Raw genomic sequence first — 23,362 nt, 5'->3', positions numbered from 1 at the left:
TCGCGTCATCATGCCGGACTCGATTTTCGCTGTTCGCGATATGGATGGAGGCTGCACGGTGAAATATATCGAAGTCCTCGACCCCGGGCATATCGCGCTCATCCCGGCCAACCGCCAGGCTTTCAAGGTGGAATTCATGAAGCTTCAACCGGGAGAATCATTTAGCGACAGGGTAATTGGAAGGGTGATATGGGCCGGGCAGAGCTTTATCAGCGGAAATGAGGCGGCAGAAAACTCTCCGCCCTACGGGCACAATGATCTGGGACGCGCCAGCGACCTTCGGCCTTCGAGCCTCCCGAAAAGGGATGAATCGTTTTAATATTTTTCGCGAATTGTTGCTGAAAATCGTTTTTTCGCTTACCTAATTTTCCTGTAAAACAACGCCTCCTACCTTTGGCAGTTTCTTCAAAACGCATCTCTTGCCTATGGCGACTCCTTCAAAGCGCCTTGTCTGCACAAACTTTTTTTTCCGAGGGCATTGCCTAATTCGAGGACATTTTCTTGGCTAGGGGGATTCTGGGCCACTGGCGGAATCGCCACCGTTTTCCTCTATTAATTCTGGGGCCTGAATAATCCGGGCCGCTTTTTCAACCGGCAGCACGGTCTCTATCTCCTTTGAGGAGCCCGCGCCCAGCTCCGTGAATTTCCGGGCGGACACAAGAACACGCGCCTCCAGGGTTCCCACCGTTTTGTTATAGGAATCCACGGCCGAGCTAAGCCCCCTTCCAACACCAGAAAAGTTCTTGGCCAAGTTCGTAAGCCGCTCATAGAGCTCTTGTCCCAGTTCGCTCACCGCCTGGGCGCTTTCGGCCACCCTCTCCTGGCGCCAGCCGTAGGCAACCGCACTTAATATCGCAATCAGCGTCGTCGGGGTCGCCAGCAACACGCGCTGGGTGAAGCCCTCCTCAATCAACCCCGGCTCATGCTCCAGGGCAACACTGAAGATGCTCTCTCCCGGCAGGAACATTACGACGAAATCCGGGGAGCTTGAGAATTGATCCCAGTAGCGCTTAGAGCTTAAGCCCGACATGTGGTCTCGAATCTGGCGAACATGGTTTTTCAAATGGGCGCTGCGGGCCTCCTCACTCTCCGCCTTCCAGGATTCGCTGTAGGCCAGCAGTGGAACTTTTGCGTCCACCACCACTTCTTTGCCGCCCGGCAATTTGATAATCATATCGGGCCGAAGGCGGCCTTCGTCGGTGGTGACAGAGGTTTGCTCCACAAAATCGCAGTGGCGGAGCATTCCCGATATTTCGACAACCCGCCGCAACTGGACCTCGCCCCAACGCCCCCGGACGTTTGGCGTCCGTAGAGAATTAACAAGGTTTTCGGTTTCCGAGTGAAGTTTTTCCTGCGTCTGGACAAGCGACTTAACCTGCTCCGAGAGACCGCCGTAAGCCTCGCGCCGGACCTTTTCAACCTCCTGAAGCTGAGCGTCCACCTTCTCCAGAGACTCCTTGATGGGAGCCACGAGCGAGGCCACCTCTTTTTGCTTCACCTCCAAATCGCCTTTGGCCTCGACCTGATATTTCTCAAGGGTGGATTTGGCCAGATCGAGGAAGGATTGGCTATTGTTTTGCAAGGCGTCCGAGGAAAGCGCCTTGAAGGTCTCGCGCATTTCGTCTGCCGTCTTGTTGAGCAACTCAAGCTTTTCAGCCGCAGCCGCCTTCTCGCTCGCCATCATCGCATTGAGGCGTGCCGCCTCCTCCCTGAGCCCGGCAATGGCGGCATCGCGTTCGGCGAGAATTCCCTTGAGACTCTCCGCCTCCAGGGTCGTCTCCCCAAGGCGCTCCTCAAGCGCGAGCTGGCGTAAATTGCTTAAATGACGGGAGGCATAAAAACCGGCAGCCGCGCCAACAGCAAGCGCTAATATCCAGGCGAAAGATTCCATAGCGTCACCTGCATCCTGATGCTTCGGGTTAATTCGCGGGCGGCAAACACCGGCACGACCTAGCCGGCGGGTTTATTTCTCGGGACGGGCGATATCGTGATTCTCTTCGAGTTCAACAGCGGTATCGATAAGCAGGCGAAAAACTTTCTTCACAGCATCATCGGGGCATGGCCCCCCATTGTGGGCGGCTGCCCTGTCGATGACCTCCATCTCTCTATCGGGGTGGCGCACTTCCATGCCGCGCTCGGCCTTAAAATCCCCAACTTCAAGACAGATACCAAGGCGTTTGTTGATAAGTTCGACAAGTGCCTTATCACACTCATCGATGCGGCGCCTGAAATCATCGAGCCCTTCAGTCATATACATTCTCTCCAAAAATCCGCCGGCCACTGATTTCATCAAGGCATGGGGAGATTATAAAATTAGTAGGGTGCCTCTGTCGTCTGAAAATCGTACCATCACCCGTGCCGAGGGGATAGTATGAATCAACTCGGATTGTCCAGGCGAATCCGCAATTGCTCTGCCACCAAGTCCTGTTACAAATTAAATTTCAACTAGTTACGCATTTCCGCCGCCTAAATGATGCTCCCAGCAGCGTGGCCGCAATCTGCCCCCATAGATAAACTTTGGCTCCCTAGGCTTGCGGCAAAAATAATTGCCCATGAAAAAATTTGTTCTCACTAGGCCAATAGTCGTTAGAATACCTATGCTCAAGAAATCATGTGGAAAAAAATTTGCCTGCAACTTTTTTAGGTTGGTGCAATAGCTTTTACACAGTCCGTACCGGACACAGTCCACAACGGACATAGTCCGCACCGGGGCATGTAAATCTAGCGCCTGCCTTTTAATTTTTTGTGAAAGGAAAATCCATGCCAGATAAATATGATGCGATTATCATCGGCTCCGGACAATCGGGCCCCTCGCTTGCCGCCCGATTAGCGAATGAGGGCATGCAGGTGGCGATCGCAGAGCGCGGTTTGTTCGGCGGAACATGCGTGAACACAGGCTGCATCCCTACGAAAACACTTGTGGCCAGCGCCCGCGCAGCCTTCGACGCGAGACGGGCGGCAGATTACGGCGTCATGATTAACGGTGAGATCACCGTGAACATGAAAAAAGTAAAGGCCCGGATGGACACCATACGGGGCGCCTCGAACAAGGGCGTTGAGGGCTGGCTCAAGTCCATGGAAAATTGCACCGTCCATGAGGGGCACGCCCGCTTCGAGGGGCCGGGCCAGGTCAGCGTGGGAGATACGCTTATCGAGGCAGAAAAAATATTCATCAATGTGGGCGGTCGCGCCTCTGTGCCCGACATTCCCGGCATCGATTCAGTCGATTACATGACAAATACCTCCATCATGGAGGTGGATTTTATACCCGAGCACCTCCTCATCCTGGGCGGCAGCTACATCGGCCTCGAATTTGGACAAATGTACCGCCGCTTCGGGAGCGAGGTGACGGTCATCCAGCGCGGGAGCCGCCTCATCGCCCGAGAGGATGAGGATGTCTCTAGCGCCGTTCGGGAAATTCTCGAGGCCGAGGGCATAAATATTCTCGCCGACACCTGCGATCTTGAAATCGAAAAACGAGGAGAACAGATTGCCGTCAAGATGTATTGTGAAGGGGTTAATAGAGAAGCCGTGGGCTCCCACCTACTCGTCGCAACGGGCCGGATGCCGAACACGGACGATCTCGGCCTCGATAAGGCAGGGATCAAGATAGACAAACGCGGGTTTGTCGAGGTGGACGATGAACTCCAAACCTCCGCGCCAGGCGTTTGGGCTCTTGGGGACTGCAACGGCAAGGGGGCTTTCACCCACACCTCATACAACGATTTTGAAATCGTCGCGGGCAATCTTCTCGACGGCGACTCGCGCCGCGTGAGCGAGCGCATTCTCACCTATGGCCTGTTCATCGATCCCCCCCTGGGCCGGGTCGGGATGACCGAAACGCAGGCCCGCGCCTCGGAGCGCAAGGTGCTGGCCGCCAAAAAACCGATGTCTCATATCAGCCGCGCGAAAGAAAAAGGCGAAACACTGGGGTTCATGAAATTTTTGGTGGATGCGGATTCAAAAGAATTTCTCGGGGCGGCGGTCCTTGGCGTCGGGGGCGATGAGTTGATCCACGCCGTGACGGACATTATGTACGCCAAAGCGCCCTATACCGTAATCCAGCGGGCGGTGCACATACATCCCACTGTGTCGGAACTCGTGCCCACGACGCTCGGCGAGCTTGCCCCGCTTGAGTAGGCAGCGTTGATGAAAATTCAAACAAAAACCCCCGCGCCCAATTGAGTGAGCGCGGGGGAAAATTTCAGCCGTCTAGCCTTTAGGGAATGGCTTATGTTTTCAACCTGCCATGAGCCTTACGGCCTTTAGGGCTAAGACGTTTAATAAAAGCACCATTGTAATGTAACGCAAGCACCTTTTTTCACTACAGTTCCCGGTGCAGGAATTACACCATGCAATAATTGATTGACAGTTGCCTGATTCTGCCCGCAAACATTTGGCTCATTTAAAATCCTCAAGCCAAGAGATTCGATTAAATTTTTGTACTCTTTGCGCCTTGTTACAGCCTTTTTAAAGGGGGGGATAATGAGCTGAATGTTCTTGTAAACCCATAAATTGACCTTGGTGGTTGGCGGCAACCAAGTACCCGTGGGATAGCCCTGTGCCCACACTTTGGTGTCGAGGTCCGGCTGGCTATATACTTCTTTCTTGGCAATGTATCCTGCTTGCAGTCCCGCATTAAAAAACATTTTAGAAGCTTCAGCTTGTGTCATTCCCACAGTAGCGGGGGCCTGGTAGCCCCGCACATCTCCGGTGCCGCGCAAGATAGCGCCGAGTTTCGCCGCGTTTTGGACGACCCAGGGTTTCCCATTGGAATCGGCGGAAATGCTAATCCCGCCGCCATTCCATAACAGCCATTTCGGTGCGTCCCACTTGTAAATCTGATTGCCGCCAGCGCCATAGCCAATGATCCAGGTGGAGCCGTTCGCGCCAATGCCAACGTCTTTGGCGCCGCCGGCTGACGTGCCCACCCAGCTGCTTCCGGTCCAGCGCCATACGGAGCCGTCATTCTTAACCAACCAGGCGTTGCCCCACGGGTCAACATCTATGCGGACTCCGTAGGCGTTCATGTCCTGCCAGCTGCCCTGGGCACCTCTTCTGTAGACTTTCTGGCCGCCGGGGCCGTCGCCCCACCCGATGATCCAGGCGACGCCGTTGGCCCCGATCCCAACGTCTTTAACGAAGCCGAGTGACGACATATACCAATTGCTACCATTATAGCGCAAGATTCTGCCGTTGTTATTTACGACCCAGGCGATGCCCTTTTCGTCGACATCGAGGCGGACCCCGTGGGCGTTCATGAACTGCCAGCCCGAGCCCGTCCACCTGTAAACGCGATTGCCGCCATCGCCCGTGCCAGAGCCAATGAGCCAGATTTTGCCGCCCCCGATGCCGATGTCGAGGGCGCCCCCGCCCGTGACTTTCGTCCACCAGGCCTCGGCGTTTGGCGCGGCGGCGGATAGAAGAAACATCAATGCGAGCGTGAGTGCGGTGAGGATTGAGGAAATTCGTTTTGCGGTCATGGCCGATCTCATATTCGAGAGTTTAAAATTCGTTTCAATTCGCATATTCACAAGTTCAATTCTTTTCAGGACATTAAACTTTTAAACAATAAATATTCGTAATAAACTGGATAATTCATATAATTTACCATAATTCCGGACCGATCAATCGGCGAATATCCGCCTATGGGGGGGGGTTATAAGCGGATTTTCACCGATGGCCGGGGTCTAAATAAAATCCCTCCGGTCAATTCCGTGTTTTTGCATTTTTTCGTTGAGCGTTCGCCGGGGAATGTTGAGGTCATAGATAACAATTTTAACGTTTCCCTTGCTTTCAGTGAGGGCCGCTTCAATCACAAATTTCTCGAAATCTTTCATTCGCTCGTCGAGGGTAAGTGAATTCTCCACGTTGAACCGCGGAAATCGAAAAACATACTGCGCTCTAGCTTCATCTGATTTTGGCTTGCCTATATTTTCAGTCACAACACTATTCCCAAGAAGACGATTAGTTTATTTTCCGACTGCATTAACCCCAAACAATGCAAAAGAAGTACCAAACTCACAGAATTAAAAAATTACATTTTCGCGCCCGGTTTTAAAGGGTTTCCGGCGAAATTGTTGGAGGCACCTAAAATTACCATCGGCGGATTTCTGCCGAAACGGGGTTTTTATAAGCGAAATTTCGCCGATGGCTGGGGTCTGAAATATCGCACGTGGCAGCGTGCGAATGATTTTAATTTATTTTGGAGCCGGGGAATTTCAATGATGAAGGGTGGCGTGGTGGAAAGAATAGATCAGGCGCGGATATGCTGTTGAAGAGTTGAGGCGATCAAGAGAGCGCGGCGGCGGGGCAGCCCTGGCCGGAGAAGGGTAAAAGGCGGCCCTCCTCCGGCGCGGGATACACCCGTTTTACTCGCCGATGATTTTCGCCTTCAAATTATCGGACACTTTCGAGCCCCAATGCTTGTCGAATACATGGTGCCGCTCAATCTTTATCCAATGAAGAATAAACGCAACCGTTAAAACCAACAACCACAAAAACATAATCCCTAGCGCTACGCCATTCGTCGAAGCCATGGTTACTCTCCTTTTGAGAAACACCGGACAAAATACCTACTTCATCTACGAGATATACGCTCGCCTCTACAAATAATCCGTTATTTTTTCTCTAATTCCTTTGGCGCCTTCTTTATTTTCGGTGGTATTTTTTTAAATTTCGGGGTGAATTTCATTATCTTCTGCCCCGGAGAGAATTTCTTAACTTTCACGGGTGCTTTTTTCATTTTCAGGGGTGATTTTTTGAGCTTCGGGGTGAATTTCTTAACGCTTCGCGGGGCCTTTTTTCTTTTCGGGGCATCCGGCTGCCAATACACTGCCGTCACCAATCCACCCTCGGCACGAACGATAACTTTTTTTCGAAGCCTGCCTTTATCGTCGCGGTAGCCAAAGGGCATGATCACTACCGAGAGCGGGCCCGTATCATTGAGAGTAAAACCATCATTCCATAAAAGACTTTCCTGGAAATACATATACCCATTGGGTAGCCGGTACAGACTGCCTCCGAGCGACAGCCGAACTTCGGCACTGGTCCACCCTACTCGAATTTTTTTCAAGTAAGGCAGAATTTTTTCGTAGGCCCGCTTTGACTGTAGTTTTCCGCGGTAGTGGGAGGAGACGAGTTTCAACTCTTGATTGAGCGTGTTGCCATTTGAAAACACTTTGAAAGGGGGCGGCGCGGGATCGTCTTCACTTGTCCAGGGCGAGCGGGCGACACGACGCACCACTCCGTTCTCGAGAATCACCGCGAAGCGCTCGGCAAGCCGATGCCCTTTGTAGTATCCAAACGAGAACTCCTCGACCTCAAGATCCCCGTATTTATTTCTTCGCGAGAGCTCTGTAAACCAGCCCTCCCCGGAGGTTACTCGGTCGGACCATTCAGCCCCCATAACCGGGTTGAGCTTCATCTTCTGGACGAAATTCTTTCGCGGCATCCCGACCTTGACGAATCTTGACATCCGTTTTTCGGCCACCAGATACGCATCTCTCGAAAGGCCAAGCGGAATCCAGGGCATTTCGCCAATGGTGATGTCACCACCAAGTTTATTGGAGCCAGTGAACTGGCCGATATCCTCTCCCATCGAACATCCGGAAAGAATCATCGCCATGATAAGAATTGAACCCATATATTTTTTCATAAACAAATTTCGACTCATCCTTTAAATTACATAGGGTATGTAGCGCTTGCCGATACGCTGGCAAAAATCTTGGTATAGCGAATCATGGGAAAGCAAACGCTCTTCAGCCAAAGCACGCATATGCAGGCTGAGGAAAATCCCTAACGTGAAAACAACATTACGGGCCGTGAAGTTTGCCAAAACAAAGGAGATGAAGAACAACATTTCCGCCCCGTATAGCGGATGACGAACCCATTGATACATCCCCTTCACCTTCACCCCTCTATCTGCGGGTATCAGGCCGAACGAGCGACCCAGGCTTAGATAGGCGGCGAATATGAGCACCAAAGAGATGGTAAGGAGCACCGACTCCCAGAGACCGGAGATCAACGATGCCCCGGCGGCCGGGCGAAGTGAAAAACTCATCAAGATGCACACCGTCGTCACCAGGCGATCGCGCGTCGATTCGGTGACCCGCGTTTCCTTGCGGCGCGTTAAGAATAAGACGGCAACCAGGGTATTGACGGCAAATAGCATGTAGCCCGACGGGCCTGCCTCGCCCGAGACGAGTTTGGGCAGCATGAATAGCGCAAGAAAGAGCCAAAAGGCGCCCAAAACGAGGTTGGCCAAAAGGCTTTTCCCCGCCGGTTGCTCCTCCATGGGGGGGACCTCGACAATCTGCCCAACGCGGAGGTCGTGCTTTTTAAGCGCGCCAGCGGTGAGTTCGAGAACCCCGTATGCACCCAAAACTCTTCTTGTCGCGCGCCAGGGCTTGAGGTTGTGATAGAGGGCCAGCGCCCTTGAGTCCTTGTCAAGGTAAACAATATCAATGGGATAGGACATTCCGAACGTATGAACGGAGGCACACGGGACAATCAGCAAACCCTCATCCTCCCCAAGGGAGCTTCCCAAAAGACCCCTAAGGCGGCTCGTGAAGGTATCTGCCACGCGCACCCTTTCCGCCAGCCGGCGAGGAGCGCCATGTTGCACTGAATCGCGAACATCAATGGAGAGGGCACCACTCATTTCAGCCCCCCCCCGCCCGTCAATATATTAACCGCCGCAGGACCAAGCAAAATAACGAATATCGCCGGAAAAATAAAAAATACGAGCGGGAACAGAAGTTTAACGGTTGTTTTAGCAGCCGCCTCCTCAACTCGCTGGCGTCTTGCCGTGCGGAAACTATCCGAGAATACGCGCAGAGAAACCGCGATCGATGTGCCGAAGCGCTCGGCTTGAATCAGCATGGATACCAAATTATCTACATCCTCGATTCCGATACGCCACGAGAGACGGGTTAAGGCCTGCTCGTGAGATTGTCCGCCCGTGAGCTCGCGGCCCAATTGACCCAACTCCCGGCTAAGCTCAGGTGCACTGAGAGCCAATTCTCTTCCCACCCGCGACATTGCCGCGTCCAGGCCAAGACCGGCCTCGACGCATACCACGAGCAAGTCGACCATATTCGGCAGGGCGGACGAAACTTTTTCTCTGCGCGAGCTAATCTGAAGCGAAAGCCACAAGTTGGGCAAAAGCATCCCACTCAAGAAACCCACACCAGCGGCAAGAATCATCTTCCCGACCGGCGCTCCGCTCAAAAGCATGAACAACGCGCCAAAGGTAGCTAGCCCAAGACCTACCATCACCCTGGCCCCGTTAAAGGTCGAGAGATGCGTCTGAGGATTAAAACCTGCCATCGCCAAACGGTGCTCGGTTTCATCACTCCCGCCTTCAAAGATACTTTTTGCAGCATTGCCCAATTTATTCGACAAAACACCAAAGAAATTTTCTTTTGGAGGCGTTTTGTCCTGCGCACTATCACCAGTCACGCCACCCCCGCTGGCATTTAGCGAATCGAGACGCATCTTCAGAAGGTTTTCCTGGGGGCTCAGAGCGATAACCGCAACTATCCCAAGCAATGCTACGGCGCCGAAAACCATCAAAGGCAAAAGCATGGGAATCCCTCTAACAAGTTACATCTTGATGTTGACTATTTTTTTCATAACAAGGGCGCCGACGAACTGTAGCCCGCACGCCCCGCCAAGCACATAATTACCTAAATCTGTTTTGAGTAGCGGATCCAGATATTTTGGATTCATAAAAAACAAACCGCCTGCAAGGAAAAACGGTAGGCCGCCGACAACATAGCCGCCCATGCGTGCCTGCCCGGTCAGCGCCTGCACATGGCCGCGCATACGCTTTCGTTCCATGACAACCGAATTAAGTCGATCGAGAATTTCCGTCAGATTTCCGCCCGTTTCGCGCTGTATGAGCATTGCTGTTGCCATAAATCGCAAGTCAACACTTGGCGTTCGGGTCAGCAACTGCTCAAAAGCAGTTGGCATCGGCACGCCCAGGCGCAGAGAGTCGTTCAACTGAGCGAAATCATCGCGACATCCGATGGGCCCCTCCGAGCCGACAATGGCCATAGCAGAGTTAAGAGCATGCCCGGCCCGAAGTGCGTTTACAATAAATTGCAGCGCCGTTGGAAGATCAAATTCCATTTTAGCCATACGCCTCTTGAATTTCATATGAATCAAGAGGTAGGGGATCATCGCGCCAAGAAACAGTCCACCAAGGAGCCCCCACTTCCCACCCACCGGGCCACCAATGACCAGACCCACGAGAGCGAAAATAATCACCCGTGTTACAAACGGGCGCATCTCGGTGGCACCGCCGGCACGAAGAAGTTTGAGACGCGTGAATGCAGAAATTTTCGAAAGTAGCCCCGGGCGCTTATCGGCGGTTTCGCGAAGCATGCTCGATTGCGAATCCTTCGCCCCATCAGATTTTTTTTCAGAAATCACATCGAGGCGATCTTTAAGCGGATGCTTTTGCCGCCTGACAATAATCGAAATGACAACGGCGCCAAGGCCGAATAAGAGTAGGAGAGCGACTACCGCGCGGGCATCCATAGAGATCTAATCTCCCCAGCCCGACTTTTTTTCTTCCTTGGGCTTATCCCCCTCACCTTCCTCTTCCTCGCCGACGAAGGCGGGGAGTTCCTGGCCGTGGGCAAGAAGCTGATCTGCGATCTTGGGCCGGATACCTGTTGTCCTATGCCCCCCCTCAATTTTTCCGCCGGGCGTATCACTGTGCCCCTCGAAAAGGTAGATGTCCTGCATCGTTACGGTCTCGCCCTCCATCCCCGTGATTTCCGTGATATGGGTCGTTCGGCGCGAGCCGTCCATCAATCTTGATACCTGAACAATCAGATGTACCGCCGAGGCGATTTGGGCGCGTATCGCTTTTTCAGGAAGATCCATCCCGGCCATGGCCACCATGACACCCATACGAGAGATGGCATCGCGGGGCGTATTGGCATGGAGTGTGGTCAGCGAGCCATCGTGTCCCGTGTTCATAGCCTGGAGCATGTCGAGCGTTTCACCGCCCCGGCACTCGCCTACGATAATCCGATCCGGCCTCATTCGCAGCGTGTTTTTCAAAAGATCGCGCATCGAAACATCGCCCTTGCCCTCGACGTTCGGGGGGCGTGTCTCCAGGCGAATAATATGCTCTTGCTGAAGCTGCAGTTCTGCCGAGTCCTCGATGGTGATAATGCGCTCATCGGGAGAGACACACCCCGAAAGCACGTTCAACATCGTCGTCTTCCCGGACCCGGTGCCCCCCGAGACGATAATGTTCGCCCTGCCGCTTACAGCGGCCTTGAGGAATTTCACCATGTCCGGTGTAAGCGATCCGAAATTAACCAAATCCTCAGGGGTAAGTGCAGTCTCCGGAAAACGGCGAATCGTCAACGAGGAACCATCAAGCGCAAGGGGGGGGATTATGGCATTGACGCGGCTGCCATCCTGAAGGCGGGCGTCCACCATTGGAGAGCTCTCGTCCACGCGCCGACCCACCCGAGTGACAATCCGATCAATGATACGCCGAAGGTGTACTTCATCTCGAAATTTAATCTCTGGGCTGAGAACAAGCTTTCCCTTTTGCTCGATATAAACATGGTCATAGCCGTTCACCATGATTTCACTGATGCTCTTATTTTTGAGCGCTATTTCCAGCGGACCAAGCCCCAGGAGTTCGTCCATCAACTCGCTGACCATGCGTCCGGCAGAATCGGCGAATTCAGGAGGAAGCGCCTCGTTCACAAATTCCAGGACAGAGGGTCTAAGCCTATCGGCCAGTTCATCCTCCTCAAGACCTTCAACTTCCTCAAAATTTAACCGACCGAGCAACTCACCATGGAGCTCTTCTTTCAAATCCTCCCATTGCTGCCGGAGAGAGGCTGGGACTGAACCACCCTGCGCACGGCTCGCCTCGACGGGCGGCTTTGGTGGCGGAGCATCGCCTTCTTTTGTTGGCTGAGGCTCGGGAGCCGCTTTGCCGCCCAACCGCGACATGAAATCAGTATCGTCAGATAACGATTGCGTATCAGGCATCAACTTTTCCTCCCGAAGAGGAAGCCGCGTTTTTTCTTAGCAGGTGCGGCAAGGGCGAAACCAAGATCAGCTCTTAATTTGTCGGCAAACTCTAGAGTAGCGGAAGTAAACGGCCCCTTAGGAACTTCATCCCCCAGAGGAGGGGTGCCCCGATTGGCGGCATCGGTGAGACGCTGAACATCGGCTGGCAGCGAAACATACACCTTTTGATTAAGAGCCTCGGCAGCCTCATCAGGCTGTAGCTCCCCCTTTTTTTCCACACGATTGAAAACCAAATTCACTTTGTCCGGTGGATACTCGAAGCGGGCAAACAAGCGAAGTGATTCCCTGGCCTTGGCCAGCGAGGGTATCTGTGGTTCGACAATCAATAATATCTTATCGGCTTCATCAAGAGCCGCCACAAGGCGATCTCCTACCCATTTCGGTGTATCGACGATAAGGATATCGAAGCGGTCCTTTAAAATTTGAACGGTCTTGGAAACCAAATCGGCGGAAATATTCAAGCCATCGTGGAGAACCGTTGGCGAGGCAATAACCCGGAGTCCGCTTTCGTGGGGCGTGATCCGGCTATGCACTTCCTCTCTGAGTGCCCCCATATCCTCAGACGCAACGTCTCCAAGATTACCCAAAGTTTGAGAGGGTTGAAGGTTCATAAGCGAGGCGACAAGTCCGCACTGAAGATCGAGATCGAGTAAACCAATCCGCAATCCACCGGCACGATTCAGCGCAAGCGCTAGATTAACGGCAACGGTGCTTACCCCAGTTCCACCTTTTCCCGAATAAAGAACGACCACCTTGCCGCCACCGTCGCCGGAGCTTCCCTGGATGTGGTTCAATCCGTTTTCGATTGACTTAACAAGCGCCTCATTATTGGGTGGACAAGTAAGAATGTCATTAAAACGCGCCTGCATGGCCGCCCTAAGAAAATCAGGATCGGCCGCCAATTCAGACGTTGCCGCTGCGATTATCCACCCTGGTGTGACCGCCAAATCAGCCAAATTTGATTGCGCCTCGGCCATACCTTGAGAGCAATTGATCAGAGCAATCTCTGGGGTTGCACCACCTAATCCTGAGCGCGCCTCCTCGACACCGACCGCATAGATAATATTATCCCGCCCCGTTTCGGCCAGAAGGTCGGGCGCACCCTTAAGGCTCCCGTCTTCATCATCAAGTACAAGGGTCAGGCCTGCAGAATCAGGGCTCATTGGTTCCGTATCCTGCCTTTCGTCACTGGCGTTCTCCCTACCATAAAGCCGGTCTTCGTAAGCGTCAGTTCGGCTACTCGGCGAGGTCGAATAACTTGTGGTGTCACCAGAACTATCAACTCCGTTTTCTTTTCCTGAAAATTTTTACTCTGAAACAAGGGCCCCAGAATCGGGATCTCGCCGAGGAAAGGAAGTGAATCGAGATTCTTCGTAATCTCCTCGTTAATCAGCCCCGAAATAGCAATAGTCTGTCCATCTCTCATCTCAATCTGGGTAGTTGTATTACTCTTCTTTAACCCCGGCACCGTTGTACCCGAGAGAACCACCGCTATCGTATTGTCGAGCGCACTAACGGAAGGGGTAATTTCAAGATCGACATAACCGGTGCTTTTGACCTTGGCCTTAAATTCCAACTCAACACCGAAGGGCTTGAATAAAATCGTTGTGGAACCATCGGCACCGGGCACAGGAATGGGCACTTCGCCACCAGCCAGGAACTTGGCCTTCTTGCCGCTCACCACCCGGAGATGCGGTTCTGCCAGCGTGCGTACATAGCCGTTTTGCTTGAGTGCCCGTAGAAAGAATCCGGCCGAACGGTTTGAGGTGCCGAAGAAAAAGCTAATTACATCGGTGAAGGTGAGATCCGGCCCAGGCGCACCCGAGGTCGGGGGAAGAAAGGGGCCGGAGGGCGAAAACCCGGGGGAGCCCGGGAAAAAACCGACATGGTTTTGGTTGTTTCGTATATTCCTTATGTATCCCCATCCAAGTTGAATGGCACCCGATTTAATAATTTCAGCGAAATGAACTTTAAGAATGACTTGGGCCGGGAGGTCTTCAATTCGAATATTGTCAACTACATTTTTGGGTGCGAAGGCCTCGCCGACTTTTAGCGCAACGTCTTTCGTCTCTTTGCTTCCGGCAATACCCGATATGATCAATCCCTCTCCCGCTGATTCGACACTGAGCTTTTCATCGGGAAGCACTTTCTCGAGGCGATCCCGCACCCTGGCAACCATTGCGGCGGTGCCGCCTATCACGACCTCATATGAGAACATCTTGCCCGTATCGTCCCAGACGATAACCGTCGTAGCACCTGACTCCTTACCATTTAGCACCATGTCCCACGGACTAGCCGCCAGCACTTCAACCACATCCGGTTGGGCAACAGAAATCCGTTTTATTTTATTCACAAATTTAAAAACCTGGCTTTTGCCGCGCGAGAGCTGTATTTTTTGGCTATTGACTGGAAACTCCGAACTTGCGGCGGGCACAGAGGCGGCAAATGCATTAAGTGACATACATGGAATAAGCGCCCACAAGATAACCGCCGATATGTATTTCTTTTGGAACATCAGTTCTGAGCCTTTCATCAAAATTCGACTTTCGTTTTCGAGCCACCCTGCAGAATTTCAACCACATGAGAGGGTTTCTTTTTCTTTTCTTTCTCAGCGGCCGGCTTTGGCTTTGAATCGCCCGGCGAAGTAGCCGTGACCGCCTCTTCCTCAATGTTGAATATGTCGTTGACGGAAATCGCATCGATATCCGTCTTCACCCTGTCGCGAGGATTTCGCATCGAGAGCCAAAACGTTCCCACCGTGGCGGAAAGCGCCAGGCGATCACTCTGCTCGGGTGTCAGAAGAAGCGTCACGACCGTTGCTGTAATACGGCCTTTCTTTCCTCCCGCCTCCTGTTCGGCTCCTGCCGCCAACACCTCGACGTCCTGAAGAATCGTCTTGGTCATCGTAATGGTCTTGGCCTTGTTTCCGAGCGTAATTTCTGTTTTCTCCTTCAACTGGCTTTTTTGCTTTTCAACTTCCTTTTCAAGAGTCGCATGTACATCCACCCGACTACCAGGGAGGAGAAACCCAGCCACACCGGTGTCATCCTTAACTCGTATGGAAAATGCACGACGCCCCGTTGTTATTAATGTCGATAGACCTTCCTTGCTTCCAATTTCGGCCAGTTTGTCTTGCAGCACTGGTTCGCCAACAAGCATGTTTGCGACAACAACCCTGTCGATAGCTAGTTTGATGTCCTTTATAAATTGAGGATTAAGCAGCCTTTCAGGCCATTCCCTCATGAGGACATCACCGGCTTTAAGTTTAACGCCGCGTGTTAGTTTTTTGGCCATCACCACGACTTTTACTGTTTTCTCTTGCTTGGCCTGGGCAGGTGAAGTTCTCGCGGACTGGCGCATCACAATTGCACCCGCAGCTAGACCCAACCCGAGGGCAAGAACAAGTCCAATTAACAAACCGCGTCTTCTCAAGAGATAATCCCCAGCAATTCAATTAGTTCCAGCTTAGCACCAAATTTGATTTTCATCACTCTAATAAAAAAAAGCAATCACGATTCCCACCGCAAGCGGAGGAGCATACGGAAGTGTCGCTTTTCGGTCCTTTTTCACTACCATCCAGCCCGCGGCCCAGATTCCTCCCAGAATGGCTCCAGCTAAAATGCCCCGGGCTATCCCCAGGGGGCCCAAAAGAGTTCCAGCAGCAGCCATCAATTTCATGTCCCCAGCCCCGATATAGCCAAGGAATACAAGCGGAAGAAACAATCCACCCCCGAGAACCAAACCAGCCAGCGCCCATCCTCCACCACTCCAGCCACCATCACTCAAGGCCAAAAATAACCCGAATATTGCGACAGGAACGCTCAAAACATTGGGAACACGACGCTCTCGCATATCCCAGACGCATGCCCCCGCGCAAAGCCCTAAAAGAGCTACGAATCTAGCCGCATTGATAGCTGGAGGGTCGAATATCATCGCTCTATAAGCACCGCCATAACACAGCAAAGGCCCCGTTTCTTCTAGAGAGACGAGGCCCTTGCAGAAAATTTCGGTTCTCGCACGACAGACTACGAAAACCAGCCTTTGCTCAACCCAGCCCAATCAGGCTAAGTGAAACCTTAGCTCCTGAACAACCAGCGATGGCCGATGTTCGTTAGCTAGGCTATACGAAACTAGAGCGAGCCTGTGATGCTGTCGAGGGTATCGGTAACTCCCGTACCAAGCGCTGTCAGGCCAGCCACCAAAACGATAGCCACGAGCGCAATGATAAGTGCGTACTCAACGAGACTCTGACCCTCTTCACGAACCATACGGCTTTTTAAGAGATTCCACATCATTTTCACCTCTCCTCTGAAAAGAAACTGCCTCAACTACCCAGATAACAACCAACTACCTTGAAGACTCCAGCATTGAAGACCTCAACTCTTCTGCAAGCACTAAAGAGCAAATGATATGCCACCAATTAATTTCTCAAGGTGTGCCTTATCATCTTAAATCCGAACCAAATTCAAATCCCTTCAGTTCATTCAAAACAAACACAAATTCATACACTTACTGCTCTCAGTACTTCCTTGCCAATTAATATATCCCTCTGAGGGGAGATCGTCATTAACCCAATTCACCCTTTTAGATAGAGCCACAACACATCACAACAAAATTTGGTGCCATAGTTAAATAAATCGTCAAAAAACAATCATCAAAGAAGCAAATATCACCCTTTAGCACTCAACTACATTTTAATCTCTCCGGAAAAATTAAATGTTATTTTTCCGTTAGCGAAGTTATTTAACCATATTTAAATTAAATCGCAAGGAAAAAAACATAATACCCATTGAAAAAGAACGACCTACGGTGATTCAGGATACTTTTTACGTAAAAATACATTTCATTATTTTTATTAATATAGTTAAGTTATCTACAAATTCTTGATTTTTAAAATATAGTTCTCTATCCTTGACGATGCTTTTTGGCATACGACTACAATATTTAGTATGGCAATAGCCACTCGTTTGATTATATTGATTCGAGAATTTTTCTCTGGATCAAGATTTACGATCTAATTACTGGGTCACTGAAATTTTGAATTTTATCAGTGCCTGCATTGGTTCTTTTTCTCGAGGACAACAGAAATGCCCACCGCATTCGGTTCCAGGTTCGCGGCTCAAAGAGCAGAGTTGCTCAAACGCGTTGCCAACATTGGTATTTTTCAAATACTTAACGACGATGAACGCCATGAACTGCTTGTCCATGGTGTCATGCATAATTTCAACGATGACGAAATTATTTTTGAGGAAGGCTCGCTCGAAGACCGTTCAATTTACTTCATTGTAAGTGGGGAGATCGAAGTTCAACTCGGGGGCTATGATAAAGACGGCTCTAACACTGTGGCTACCCTCGCCGTAGGCGATATCATGGGCGAGATGTCAATGTTCAACAATCAACCTCGATCCGCCACGACAAAATCAAAAGGCCACTCGACACTCCTTCAACTCGATTTTGACAAACTGCTGCACCACCCGTCCTCAAATCCGTCTCCTAATTTGACGATTAAAATACTCACCCACATTGCCGAGAGTCTCAGCGACAAGATTTCAAATATGAACACCGTCCTGATGCATATGGCCTCGGGTTATCCGAGCGACTTAAGAAGCAACGAGCATTTCTCCTCCCATATATAAAAACGCGCTCGCTTTCGTCCTGCGCCCCCCATCTCCATCCGCAGTTTTTCATCTTTCAGTAAACGAATGAGCGCCTCGGCAAGCGCATCGACATCTCCGGGCGGAACGAGGATTCCAGCCTCCCCATCCGGAACCACTTCGGGAACAGCGGCAGCGCGTGCAGCTACGATGGGGAGCCCGGCAGCCATCGCCTCAAGGAAAACCAGGCCGAACCCCTCCTGAAGACTAGGCAGCGCAAAAACATCGGCCTCAAAAAACTCCTTCCTCACTTCGTCATCAGTAGTCAATTCACCTGTAAATTCAACTGATTTTTCAAGTCCTAACGACGCCACCTGCTTGCGCAACATAGGCAACATTGGACCGCCACCGACAATTCGCAAACGTGTATCAGGCACCTTTCGAAGAACACCGGGCATCGCAGATATAAGCGAAGTCGTATTTTTTCGAGGGTATTGGCGTGCAACAGAAAGTATTGTCGGAGGGTTATTTTGGCGCCGAGTCGAGTAGGTGTCTACCACATTCCAAACTTCAAGATCTATTCCCAGCGGAACAACCACGACACAATCTGCCTTCAGTCCGTAAGAATCTATCGCAACCCGCCGGCTGTGCTCGCTGGGAACGATCACCCTAAAGGCCCGGCGGGCGTTTTGTCTCTCAAGCCGCGACAACGCAGCGAGATAGAGACGCGGCCATCCCCTTTCAAATTGCATTTCCTCTGCTGAAACACCAAAGAGGCACACTGATCGGCTAACCGAGGTAGAAAGAAGAAACCCGTCGATATCGAATCCCACGAGCAAATCAAAACGGCTCGCCAAGGAGCGCGTCGTAAGCCCGATGTTATAGAGAAGCCGCCTAAAAAAACCCGGGGTAGAAACATTTGGAGAAAGAATTTCCACCTGATGACCTAAATTCTCAAGCCCGCGGCGCAGGCCCGAAATGGCCGCCGCCGTACCGCTACCCTGGGCAGAATCGGCGTACCAGGAATTCAGGAAGGCAATTCGCAATTTTAAAGAACCGCATCCGACTTTGCGGCGAAGACAAAGTCGCTCTCGGTTAAACCATCGATCTTGTGCGTCCAGATCGTCACTTTAACTTTCCCCCAGGCCAGATAGATGTCCGGATGGTGACCTTGCGCCTCGGCAAGCTCCCCTACCCTGTTGGTGAAATCGAGTGCGGCACGAAAATCCGGGAACCTATAGTCTTTTTCAAGATGATGCGAATCGATGATCTCCCACTCACCCCCTAGCTGACCCTTCAGACTATCCAGTTCATCCCCCCCGAGGGGCGGGACACCACCCTTGCAAGGCACACATTCCTTAGATGCCAACTCTCTCATATAAAAAACCCTCCCGACACAACTGGTTTGACGGCTATCCAGATCATTACGATTTTTATATTTCGGCGCAAACGGTCCAGAAATTTTCGCCCTTTCACATACCGTTGCCAGCAAAATTCCGTGTTGGCATACTCGGGAGTATCACATACTAAAGGGCGTTTTTTTGATGGAAAGTATTGCTCAACGGAAGGCGTCAACCCAGGAGACGAGAAATGACTTCACAACCCGCCAAACTCAGAGAGATGCTCACCGCACCCGGCCTTATATCCTCACCCGGCGTTTGGGATGGCATTTCGGCCCAGGTCGCCGCCGAGGCGGGTTTCGAGCTTCTCTACATGACGGGCTCTGGTGTCTCGCTGGGAACCCACGGGCTGCCCGATGTAGGGCTCTTGACCCTCACCGAAATGGCCGAGGCCTGCGGGCGCATCACGTCGGTCGTCTCGCTTCCCGTTATCGCCGACGCCGACACGGGATACGGAAACGCCGTCAACGCTCAGCGTACCCTTCGTGAGTTCGAGAGTGCGGGTGCCTCGGGCATCCAGTTCGAAGACCAGATATCACCCAAAAAATGCAGCCACCTCTCCGGCCGGGAAGTAATCGACGCCGAGGAGATGTGTTTGAAAATTGCCGCCGCCGCGCAAGCGCGAAAAGACCCCGACTTCGTCATCATCGCTCGCACCGACGCCAGAGAGAGCCACGGCATTGACGAGGCCATCCGGCGCTGCCAGGCCTACAGCAAAGCAGGGGCCGATATCCTTTTTATCACCGGGCCCGAGGGCGAGGCGGAACTCGCCCGCATCCCCCTTGAAGTAGATGCGCCCTGCCTTCTTGTCGTCGCCTGGGGGGCAGAGAAAATGGCGCCCTCGAAACTAGAGAAGATGGGTTTTAAGATAGCCGTCTATCCTGGCGAGCTACAGCGAATTTCCGCTTTTGCCATGCGCGAGGCCGCAAAGATTTTAAAAGAGAAGGGATCGCTCGAATCAATGGCCGGGCGAATGCTTACCTACCCCCAACGTTTCGATTTGGCCGGATACGACGCCATCAGAAAAACAGAATCAAAATTCCTTCCCGCCGAATAGCGGACACATCTGCCACAGAAAACTAAAGACCTCTTAACACTACTCTCGCAGGCGCGCCGTCCCTGTCCTCAAATAGGGCGGGCAGCGCAATAAGCTCATAGTCGCCAGGAGCGGCCCCCGAAAGATTGAGGCCCTCAAGCAACACAACGCCTGCGGGGAGCAATAGATTGTGCACCGGCGCATCAGCGATGGCAGCCGCATGCCCATCGACAGAGAGGCAATCGACACCCAAAAGTTTCATTCCCGCATCGAGAAGCAGACGCGCCGCCTCCTCGGTCATGTGACAAAAAGCGCGATCAAAGGGTTTTTTCCACCACTTTGAGGCCGAGTTGCGCGTTTTGATCAAGAACCTTGTCGCACCTTCAATGTTTTTTCCTTGCAACTCCTCGGCCTCAACACGCTCAGGGTTTTCAATTTCTATAACCCGCGCCGGGCCAATAAGGGTATCAAGCGAGATCGTTTCCATCCCACCCGCACCGCGAATAAAATGCTTGGGCGCATCCATGTGGGTGCCGGTGTGAAGGCCGATAGTCGCCGCGCTAACGTTGTTGTGATCTCCCGCCTCAAAAGAGCTTGTGTACCGTATGCTCGGCGAAGGATCGCCCGGCCAGACCGGCATCTGCTCCCTGATAGGAATCGTCAGATCGATAAGCGACACGAAAAAACTCCTTATTATAGAACCGATAAAATCAACTCGCCCCAGCGGCGGGCGGGCGGTATTTGGGATTCGACGGATCGTCGCCATTCAGGGTCGCCCGAAAGCCCATCCCAAGGAAGGAGCTTTCGTTGAGTGTCCAAAGATGAAGGGTGTAATCCCGAATCTCCCGGGCGTGGTAGGGGTCAGACTCGGCATGGGCCCTCGCCTGCCTTTCGTCCTCGCAGATGACGATATACATGCCCCCCCGTGGGGGCGGGCCCTCGGCGGGATCAATCAGCCCGCCGGCGGCAAAAAGGCGACCGCTGGCCTCTGTCTCAAACTGCCAGCGGAGGTGCTCCTGCCGGGCGGCCTTGTACTCGGCGTCCGGTATGTTTTCCTTTCTTCTCGACTGAACAACGAAAAGGGGCATACGGTCCTTCCTCTTTAAAGGGGTGCGGCGCTCCCTTTGTGAAAACGAAAAATAAAATTCACCGGCTCGGTGGACGCTGCGCCGCCGCCGGAATCTTGAGAATCTAACGCTAAACGCATCGGCGCTACGTTTCGTCCTCGGGCTTCCAGTCAGGGTTTTCCCGCCACGCGCGGCGGTGGATGCTCTCATCCCCACCCAGGCGCAGGCGGAAGAGAAGGGTTTCCTCCGGCCCGTTTTCGAATTCGTGATACTCCCCGTGCGGGTGGATAACGAAGGTGCCGGGCAAGACCGCCTCTTTGCCCTCATCTGTCTTCATGGTGCCGCCGCCCTGATAGCAAAAATTAATCTCCGTGGATTCTTCGTGCTTGTGCATGGGGCCGATCTGCCCGGGCGCAAAGCAATCCACCGCGACGACGCCCTCTGGGAATTTCCCCAGCCGCACCGGCGTGTGTAGCTTGGGACGAAATGATTTTTCTTTGTTCAGGTCGATTATGTTCATTTTGCCTCCCCTCCGATTAAAGCCCTTAAATCCAGGATACTTTCCTTTGAATAAATGTTTTAAAAATGGAATCAGTCCAGGGTAGCGCGTATCGACCCCTCTGGGCGAGGAGGGAGGCTTCAAAATGCTGTTCAGGAAAGGGATTCGGTGGGAAATTGAGGAAAATCCGCTTGAAGAGAGGTTAGGACAAAACCGCTTGAGCTAAAGCTGGGGAAATTTACTTGACGGGAAGCTTGAAAGACTATATATTTGCTTAAGTCAATTATTGATCCAAGATACATTCCCGCCTGGATCGAGATATTCGCCCTCTTAAGGCAGGAGACTAAAGGCCATGACCACTAAGGAAAAACCTGCCCGCGAGGGCACTAATAGGGCCACACCAACTCACGCAGGTGACGTCGAGGGGGCGCTTGGACAGCGCTTCCACCAGGCGCTTCACACCCTATGGTCAGTCATGCACCCCATCGACCGGGAGACTGTGTGTTGCCACGACATTACTCTGACGCAGTGGAGTCTTTTGCGCACCCTATGCGAGGAAAGCTCCGAGACGCTAACGATGGGATATCTCGCTGGAAAGCTGGGCCTCACACCTAGCGGACTGACGCGCTGTTCGGACCCACTGGTAGAGCGAGAGATTATCGAACGGGGTCAAAAACCGGGTGACCGGCGCGTGTGCTGTCTTGAGCCCACGATGAAGGGTTTTGCGCTCTGGGATGAGATTAGGTGCGAGTGTGCAGAGCGAGAGGGCAAGCTCATCGAGCATCTGCCGCAAGAGGAAAGCGAAAATTTCGTTGTCGCGCTTGAGCAACTTGCACGGGCAGCCTCGACCGAGTCGAAGATAGAGAGCTAGCAACATGGCTACAGAATCAAAAAGCCCGGACAAACTTCAAATACTTAGCGCACCACCTGCTTGTTGCGATTCGGCATCGGTCTTGCCAGTGAGTTGTTGTGACTCAGGCGCCTCCCAAGGAGCAGCCCATTCGTCGAACACCAGCAGCACCTATGTGAGAAACCGCTGGCGACTCATCGCCAGTACAATGGCCATTGCAACAGCAGCACTTGCCTCTCTCACCCTTCCCGCCCCGATGCAAAGCAAACTAGGGGTTGAACTTTGGAAAAATATTATTTTCGTCGCCGAGCAGATGTGGGAGATCCTGCCATACATTCTGTTCAGCGTGTCAGCCTCAGCATGGGCAACAGTCTCAGGTTTTGCTGAAAAAATACGGGGAGTGTTCTCTCGCCAAGAAAAAGTAGCCGTCGCGGGAGCTGCGCTAGCCGGTGCAACGGTTCCGTTCTGCTCATGCGGCGTTCTTCCGCTGATAGCGGCGATGCTGACAGGAGGCGTTCCCCTCGCACCTATCATGGCCTTTTGGATCAGTTCACCCTTGATGAGCCCCGAAATGTTCCTTCTTACCTCAGGCACTTTGGGGCTCGATTACGCGGCGGGGCGACTAGTAGCGGCAGTGGTACTGGGCGGGGGCGCGGGCTATTTAGTCTCGGCGCTCATTCGCCGGGGCTACCTTCAAAATCAACTTCGTGGCTTGGGACAGGTCGATTCTTGCTGTGAGACGGGGGGGGCGTCTGATCTATTTGGCCTCTCAAACCAGACGTCACGCTGGCGGCGCTTTTTCTTCGAGGCGGGGAGCGTCTCACTCTTCTTGGGAAAATGG

Annotated in this window: 26 protein-coding genes; 6 read left to right on the top strand and 20 right to left on the bottom strand. The window is 52.5% G+C overall.

The features are described 5' to 3' along the window. Positions 1-58 precede the first annotated feature (58 nt). Positions 59-319 carry a hypothetical protein gene (locus tag HOJ95_01700; protein MBT6393396.1) on the top strand — a complete coding sequence of 87 codons (261 nt, stop codon included), beginning with the start codon at positions 59-61 and terminating at the stop codon, positions 317-319. Between the two features lie 186 nt (positions 320-505). On the opposite strand, the gene rmuC is transcribed toward HOJ95_01700, so the two are convergent. Together rmuC and HOJ95_01690 are read right to left on the bottom strand one after the other, a co-directional pair. After that, the gene (rmuC, locus tag HOJ95_01695; GenBank protein ID MBT6393395.1) at positions 506-1,891 is read right to left on the bottom strand and encodes a DNA recombination protein RmuC; all 1,386 of its coding nucleotides are present in this window, start codon (positions 1,889-1,891) and stop codon (positions 506-508) included. Positions 1,892-1,963: 72 nt separating this feature from the next. Continuing rightward, complete coding sequence (locus HOJ95_01690; protein ID MBT6393394.1) at positions 1,964-2,251, bottom strand: chorismate mutase; 288 nt, start codon at positions 2,249-2,251, stop codon at positions 1,964-1,966. Between the two features lie 509 nt (positions 2,252-2,760). Here HOJ95_01690 and HOJ95_01685 point away from each other — a divergent pair. Continuing rightward, a complete protein-coding gene (locus tag HOJ95_01685) occupies positions 2,761-4,140 on the top strand; it encodes an FAD-containing oxidoreductase (protein MBT6393393.1) in 1,380 nt (459 codons plus the stop codon). A gap of 140 nt (positions 4,141-4,280) precedes the next feature. Here HOJ95_01685 and HOJ95_01680 read toward each other — a convergent pair whose 3' ends face one another. The 13 genes from HOJ95_01680 to HOJ95_01620 form a co-directional block, all read right to left on the bottom strand. Further along, positions 4,281-5,483, bottom strand: a complete 1,203-nt coding sequence (locus HOJ95_01680) for a hypothetical protein (protein MBT6393392.1) — start codon at positions 5,481-5,483, stop codon at positions 4,281-4,283. A gap of 207 nt (positions 5,484-5,690) precedes the next feature. After that, on the bottom strand, positions 5,691-5,945 hold the full coding sequence (locus HOJ95_01675) for a hypothetical protein (protein ID MBT6393391.1): 255 nt from the start codon (positions 5,943-5,945) through the stop codon (positions 5,691-5,693). 426 nt (positions 5,946-6,371) lie between these two features. Then, complete coding sequence (locus tag HOJ95_01670; GenBank protein ID MBT6393390.1) at positions 6,372-6,539, bottom strand: hypothetical protein; 168 nt, start codon at positions 6,537-6,539, stop codon at positions 6,372-6,374. Positions 6,540-6,619: 80 nt separating this feature from the next. Continuing rightward, entirely contained in the window at positions 6,620-7,645 is a 1,026-nt protein-coding gene (locus HOJ95_01665) for a hypothetical protein (GenBank protein MBT6393389.1), read from the bottom strand. A 33-nt stretch (positions 7,646-7,678) separates the two neighbouring features. After that, positions 7,679-8,662, bottom strand: coding sequence for a hypothetical protein (locus HOJ95_01660; protein ID MBT6393388.1), 984 nt, complete (start codon positions 8,660-8,662; stop codon positions 7,679-7,681). Beyond that, the gene (locus HOJ95_01655) at positions 8,659-9,588 is read right to left on the bottom strand and encodes a type II secretion system F family protein (GenBank protein ID MBT6393387.1); all 930 of its coding nucleotides are present in this window, start codon (positions 9,586-9,588) and stop codon (positions 8,659-8,661) included. The genes HOJ95_01660 and HOJ95_01655 overlap by 4 nt, the downstream gene beginning before the upstream one ends. Before the next feature lie 18 nt (positions 9,589-9,606). Then, positions 9,607-10,548 carry a hypothetical protein gene (locus HOJ95_01650; protein MBT6393386.1) on the bottom strand — a complete coding sequence of 314 codons (942 nt, stop codon included), beginning with the start codon at positions 10,546-10,548 and terminating at the stop codon, positions 9,607-9,609. Between the two features lie 6 nt (positions 10,549-10,554). Then, positions 10,555-12,033 (bottom strand): CpaF family protein, encoded by a 1,479-nt coding sequence (locus HOJ95_01645; protein MBT6393385.1) that lies wholly within the window; start codon positions 12,031-12,033, stop codon positions 10,555-10,557. Continuing rightward, the gene (locus HOJ95_01640) at positions 12,033-13,238 is read right to left on the bottom strand and encodes a P-loop NTPase (GenBank protein MBT6393384.1); all 1,206 of its coding nucleotides are present in this window, start codon (positions 13,236-13,238) and stop codon (positions 12,033-12,035) included. The genes HOJ95_01645 and HOJ95_01640 overlap by 1 nt, the downstream gene beginning before the upstream one ends. Beyond that, positions 13,235-14,611, bottom strand: coding sequence for a hypothetical protein (locus tag HOJ95_01635; protein ID MBT6393383.1), 1,377 nt, complete (start codon positions 14,609-14,611; stop codon positions 13,235-13,237). The genes HOJ95_01640 and HOJ95_01635 overlap by 4 nt, the downstream gene beginning before the upstream one ends. Then, positions 14,608-15,507 (bottom strand): Flp pilus assembly protein CpaB, encoded by a 900-nt coding sequence (cpaB, locus tag HOJ95_01630; protein MBT6393382.1) that lies wholly within the window; start codon positions 15,505-15,507, stop codon positions 14,608-14,610. The genes HOJ95_01635 and cpaB overlap by 4 nt, the downstream gene beginning before the upstream one ends. Positions 15,508-15,567: 60 nt before the next feature. Then, complete coding sequence (locus tag HOJ95_01625) at positions 15,568-15,927, bottom strand: hypothetical protein (GenBank protein MBT6393381.1); 360 nt, start codon at positions 15,925-15,927, stop codon at positions 15,568-15,570. Positions 15,928-16,205: 278 nt separating this feature from the next. Next, entirely contained in the window at positions 16,206-16,367 is a 162-nt protein-coding gene (locus tag HOJ95_01620) for a Flp family type IVb pilin (protein ID MBT6393380.1), read from the bottom strand. A gap of 795 nt (positions 16,368-17,162) precedes the next feature. Between HOJ95_01620 and HOJ95_01615 the strand changes: the two genes are divergently transcribed. Further along, positions 17,163-17,711: a cyclic nucleotide-binding domain-containing protein gene (locus HOJ95_01615; protein ID MBT6393379.1), complete on the top strand. Its 549-nt coding sequence runs from the start codon at positions 17,163-17,165 to the stop codon at positions 17,709-17,711. On the opposite strand, the gene HOJ95_01610 is transcribed toward HOJ95_01615, so the two are convergent. Beyond that, the gene (locus HOJ95_01610; GenBank protein ID MBT6393378.1) at positions 17,663-18,715 is read right to left on the bottom strand and encodes a glycosyltransferase family 4 protein; all 1,053 of its coding nucleotides are present in this window, start codon (positions 18,713-18,715) and stop codon (positions 17,663-17,665) included. The genes HOJ95_01615 and HOJ95_01610 overlap by 49 nt on opposite strands. A 2-nt stretch (positions 18,716-18,717) precedes the next feature. Then, positions 18,718-19,047 carry a 4a-hydroxytetrahydrobiopterin dehydratase gene (locus tag HOJ95_01605; GenBank protein ID MBT6393377.1) on the bottom strand — a complete coding sequence of 110 codons (330 nt, stop codon included), beginning with the start codon at positions 19,045-19,047 and terminating at the stop codon, positions 18,718-18,720. A 212-nt stretch (positions 19,048-19,259) separates the two neighbouring features. Between HOJ95_01605 and HOJ95_01600 the strand changes: the two genes are divergently transcribed. Beyond that, complete coding sequence (locus HOJ95_01600; protein MBT6393376.1) at positions 19,260-20,126, top strand: isocitrate lyase/PEP mutase family protein; 867 nt, start codon at positions 19,260-19,262, stop codon at positions 20,124-20,126. A gap of 22 nt (positions 20,127-20,148) precedes the next feature. On the opposite strand, the gene HOJ95_01595 is transcribed toward HOJ95_01600, so the two are convergent. The 3 genes from HOJ95_01595 to HOJ95_01585 all read right to left on the bottom strand — a co-directional run bounded on the left by HOJ95_01595 (position 20,149) and on the right by HOJ95_01585 (position 21,692). Next, positions 20,149-20,784 carry a cyclase family protein gene (locus HOJ95_01595; protein MBT6393375.1) on the bottom strand — a complete coding sequence of 212 codons (636 nt, stop codon included), beginning with the start codon at positions 20,782-20,784 and terminating at the stop codon, positions 20,149-20,151. 31 nt (positions 20,785-20,815) lie between these two features. Next, entirely contained in the window at positions 20,816-21,193 is a 378-nt protein-coding gene (locus HOJ95_01590; protein MBT6393374.1) for a hypothetical protein, read from the bottom strand. Between the two features lie 124 nt (positions 21,194-21,317). Further along, the gene (locus HOJ95_01585) at positions 21,318-21,692 is read right to left on the bottom strand and encodes a cupin domain-containing protein (GenBank protein ID MBT6393373.1); all 375 of its coding nucleotides are present in this window, start codon (positions 21,690-21,692) and stop codon (positions 21,318-21,320) included. Positions 21,693-22,023: 331 nt separating this feature from the next. Here HOJ95_01585 and HOJ95_01580 point away from each other — a divergent pair, with 331 nt between their 5' ends. Beyond that, positions 22,024-22,542: a MarR family transcriptional regulator gene (locus HOJ95_01580; GenBank protein ID MBT6393372.1), complete on the top strand. Its 519-nt coding sequence runs from the start codon at positions 22,024-22,026 to the stop codon at positions 22,540-22,542. Positions 22,543-22,729: 187 nt separating this feature from the next. Then, on the top strand, positions 22,730-23,362 hold a 633-nt coding region (locus tag HOJ95_01575; GenBank protein ID MBT6393371.1), incomplete at its 3' end, for a permease.

This window comes from Nitrospinaceae bacterium (assembly GCA_018669005.1).
Lineage (GTDB): Bacteria > UBA8248 > UBA8248 > UBA8248 > UBA8248 > UBA8248.
This window is presented reverse-complemented; position numbering and strand designations above follow the sequence as displayed.

Bases quoted from the DNA above. Each gene is read 5' to 3' on its own strand.
- HOJ95_01615 (MBT6393379.1), top strand. From the start codon at position 17,163: ATGCCCACCGCATTCGGTTCCAGGTTCGCGGCTCAAAGAGCAGAGTTG.
- HOJ95_01665 (MBT6393389.1), bottom strand. From the start codon at position 7,645: ATGGGTTCAATTCTTATCATGGCGATGATTCTTTCCGGATGTTCGATG.
- HOJ95_01620 (MBT6393380.1), bottom strand. From the start codon at position 16,367: ATGTGGAATCTCTTAAAAAGCCGTATGGTTCGTGAAGAGGGTCAGAGT.
- HOJ95_01660 (MBT6393388.1), bottom strand. From the start codon at position 8,662: ATGAGTGGTGCCCTCTCCATTGATGTTCGCGATTCAGTGCAACATGGC.
- rmuC (MBT6393395.1), bottom strand. From the start codon at position 1,891: ATGGAATCTTTCGCCTGGATATTAGCGCTTGCTGTTGGCGCGGCTGCC.
- HOJ95_01590 (MBT6393374.1), bottom strand. From the start codon at position 21,193: ATGCCCCTTTTCGTTGTTCAGTCGAGAAGAAAGGAAAACATACCGGAC.
- HOJ95_01650 (MBT6393386.1), bottom strand. From the start codon at position 10,548: ATGGATGCCCGCGCGGTAGTCGCTCTCCTACTCTTATTCGGCCTTGGC.
- HOJ95_01690 (MBT6393394.1), bottom strand. From the start codon at position 2,251: ATGACTGAAGGGCTCGATGATTTCAGGCGCCGCATCGATGAGTGTGAT.
- HOJ95_01655 (MBT6393387.1), bottom strand. From the start codon at position 9,588: ATGCTTTTGCCTTTGATGGTTTTCGGCGCCGTAGCATTGCTTGGGATA.
- HOJ95_01580 (MBT6393372.1), top strand. From the start codon at position 22,024: ATGACCACTAAGGAAAAACCTGCCCGCGAGGGCACTAATAGGGCCACA.
- HOJ95_01600 (MBT6393376.1), top strand. From the start codon at position 19,260: ATGACTTCACAACCCGCCAAACTCAGAGAGATGCTCACCGCACCCGGC.
- HOJ95_01670 (MBT6393390.1), bottom strand. From the start codon at position 6,539: ATGGCTTCGACGAATGGCGTAGCGCTAGGGATTATGTTTTTGTGGTTG.
- HOJ95_01685 (MBT6393393.1), top strand. From the start codon at position 2,761: ATGCCAGATAAATATGATGCGATTATCATCGGCTCCGGACAATCGGGC.
- HOJ95_01625 (MBT6393381.1), bottom strand. From the start codon at position 15,927: ATGCGAGAGCGTCGTGTTCCCAATGTTTTGAGCGTTCCTGTCGCAATA.
- HOJ95_01680 (MBT6393392.1), bottom strand. From the start codon at position 5,483: ATGACCGCAAAACGAATTTCCTCAATCCTCACCGCACTCACGCTCGCA.
- HOJ95_01585 (MBT6393373.1), bottom strand. From the start codon at position 21,692: ATGAACATAATCGACCTGAACAAAGAAAAATCATTTCGTCCCAAGCTA.
- HOJ95_01640 (MBT6393384.1), bottom strand. From the start codon at position 13,238: ATGAGCCCTGATTCTGCAGGCCTGACCCTTGTACTTGATGATGAAGAC.
- HOJ95_01605 (MBT6393377.1), bottom strand. From the start codon at position 19,047: ATGAGAGAGTTGGCATCTAAGGAATGTGTGCCTTGCAAGGGTGGTGTC.
- HOJ95_01645 (MBT6393385.1), bottom strand. From the start codon at position 12,033: ATGCCTGATACGCAATCGTTATCTGACGATACTGATTTCATGTCGCGG.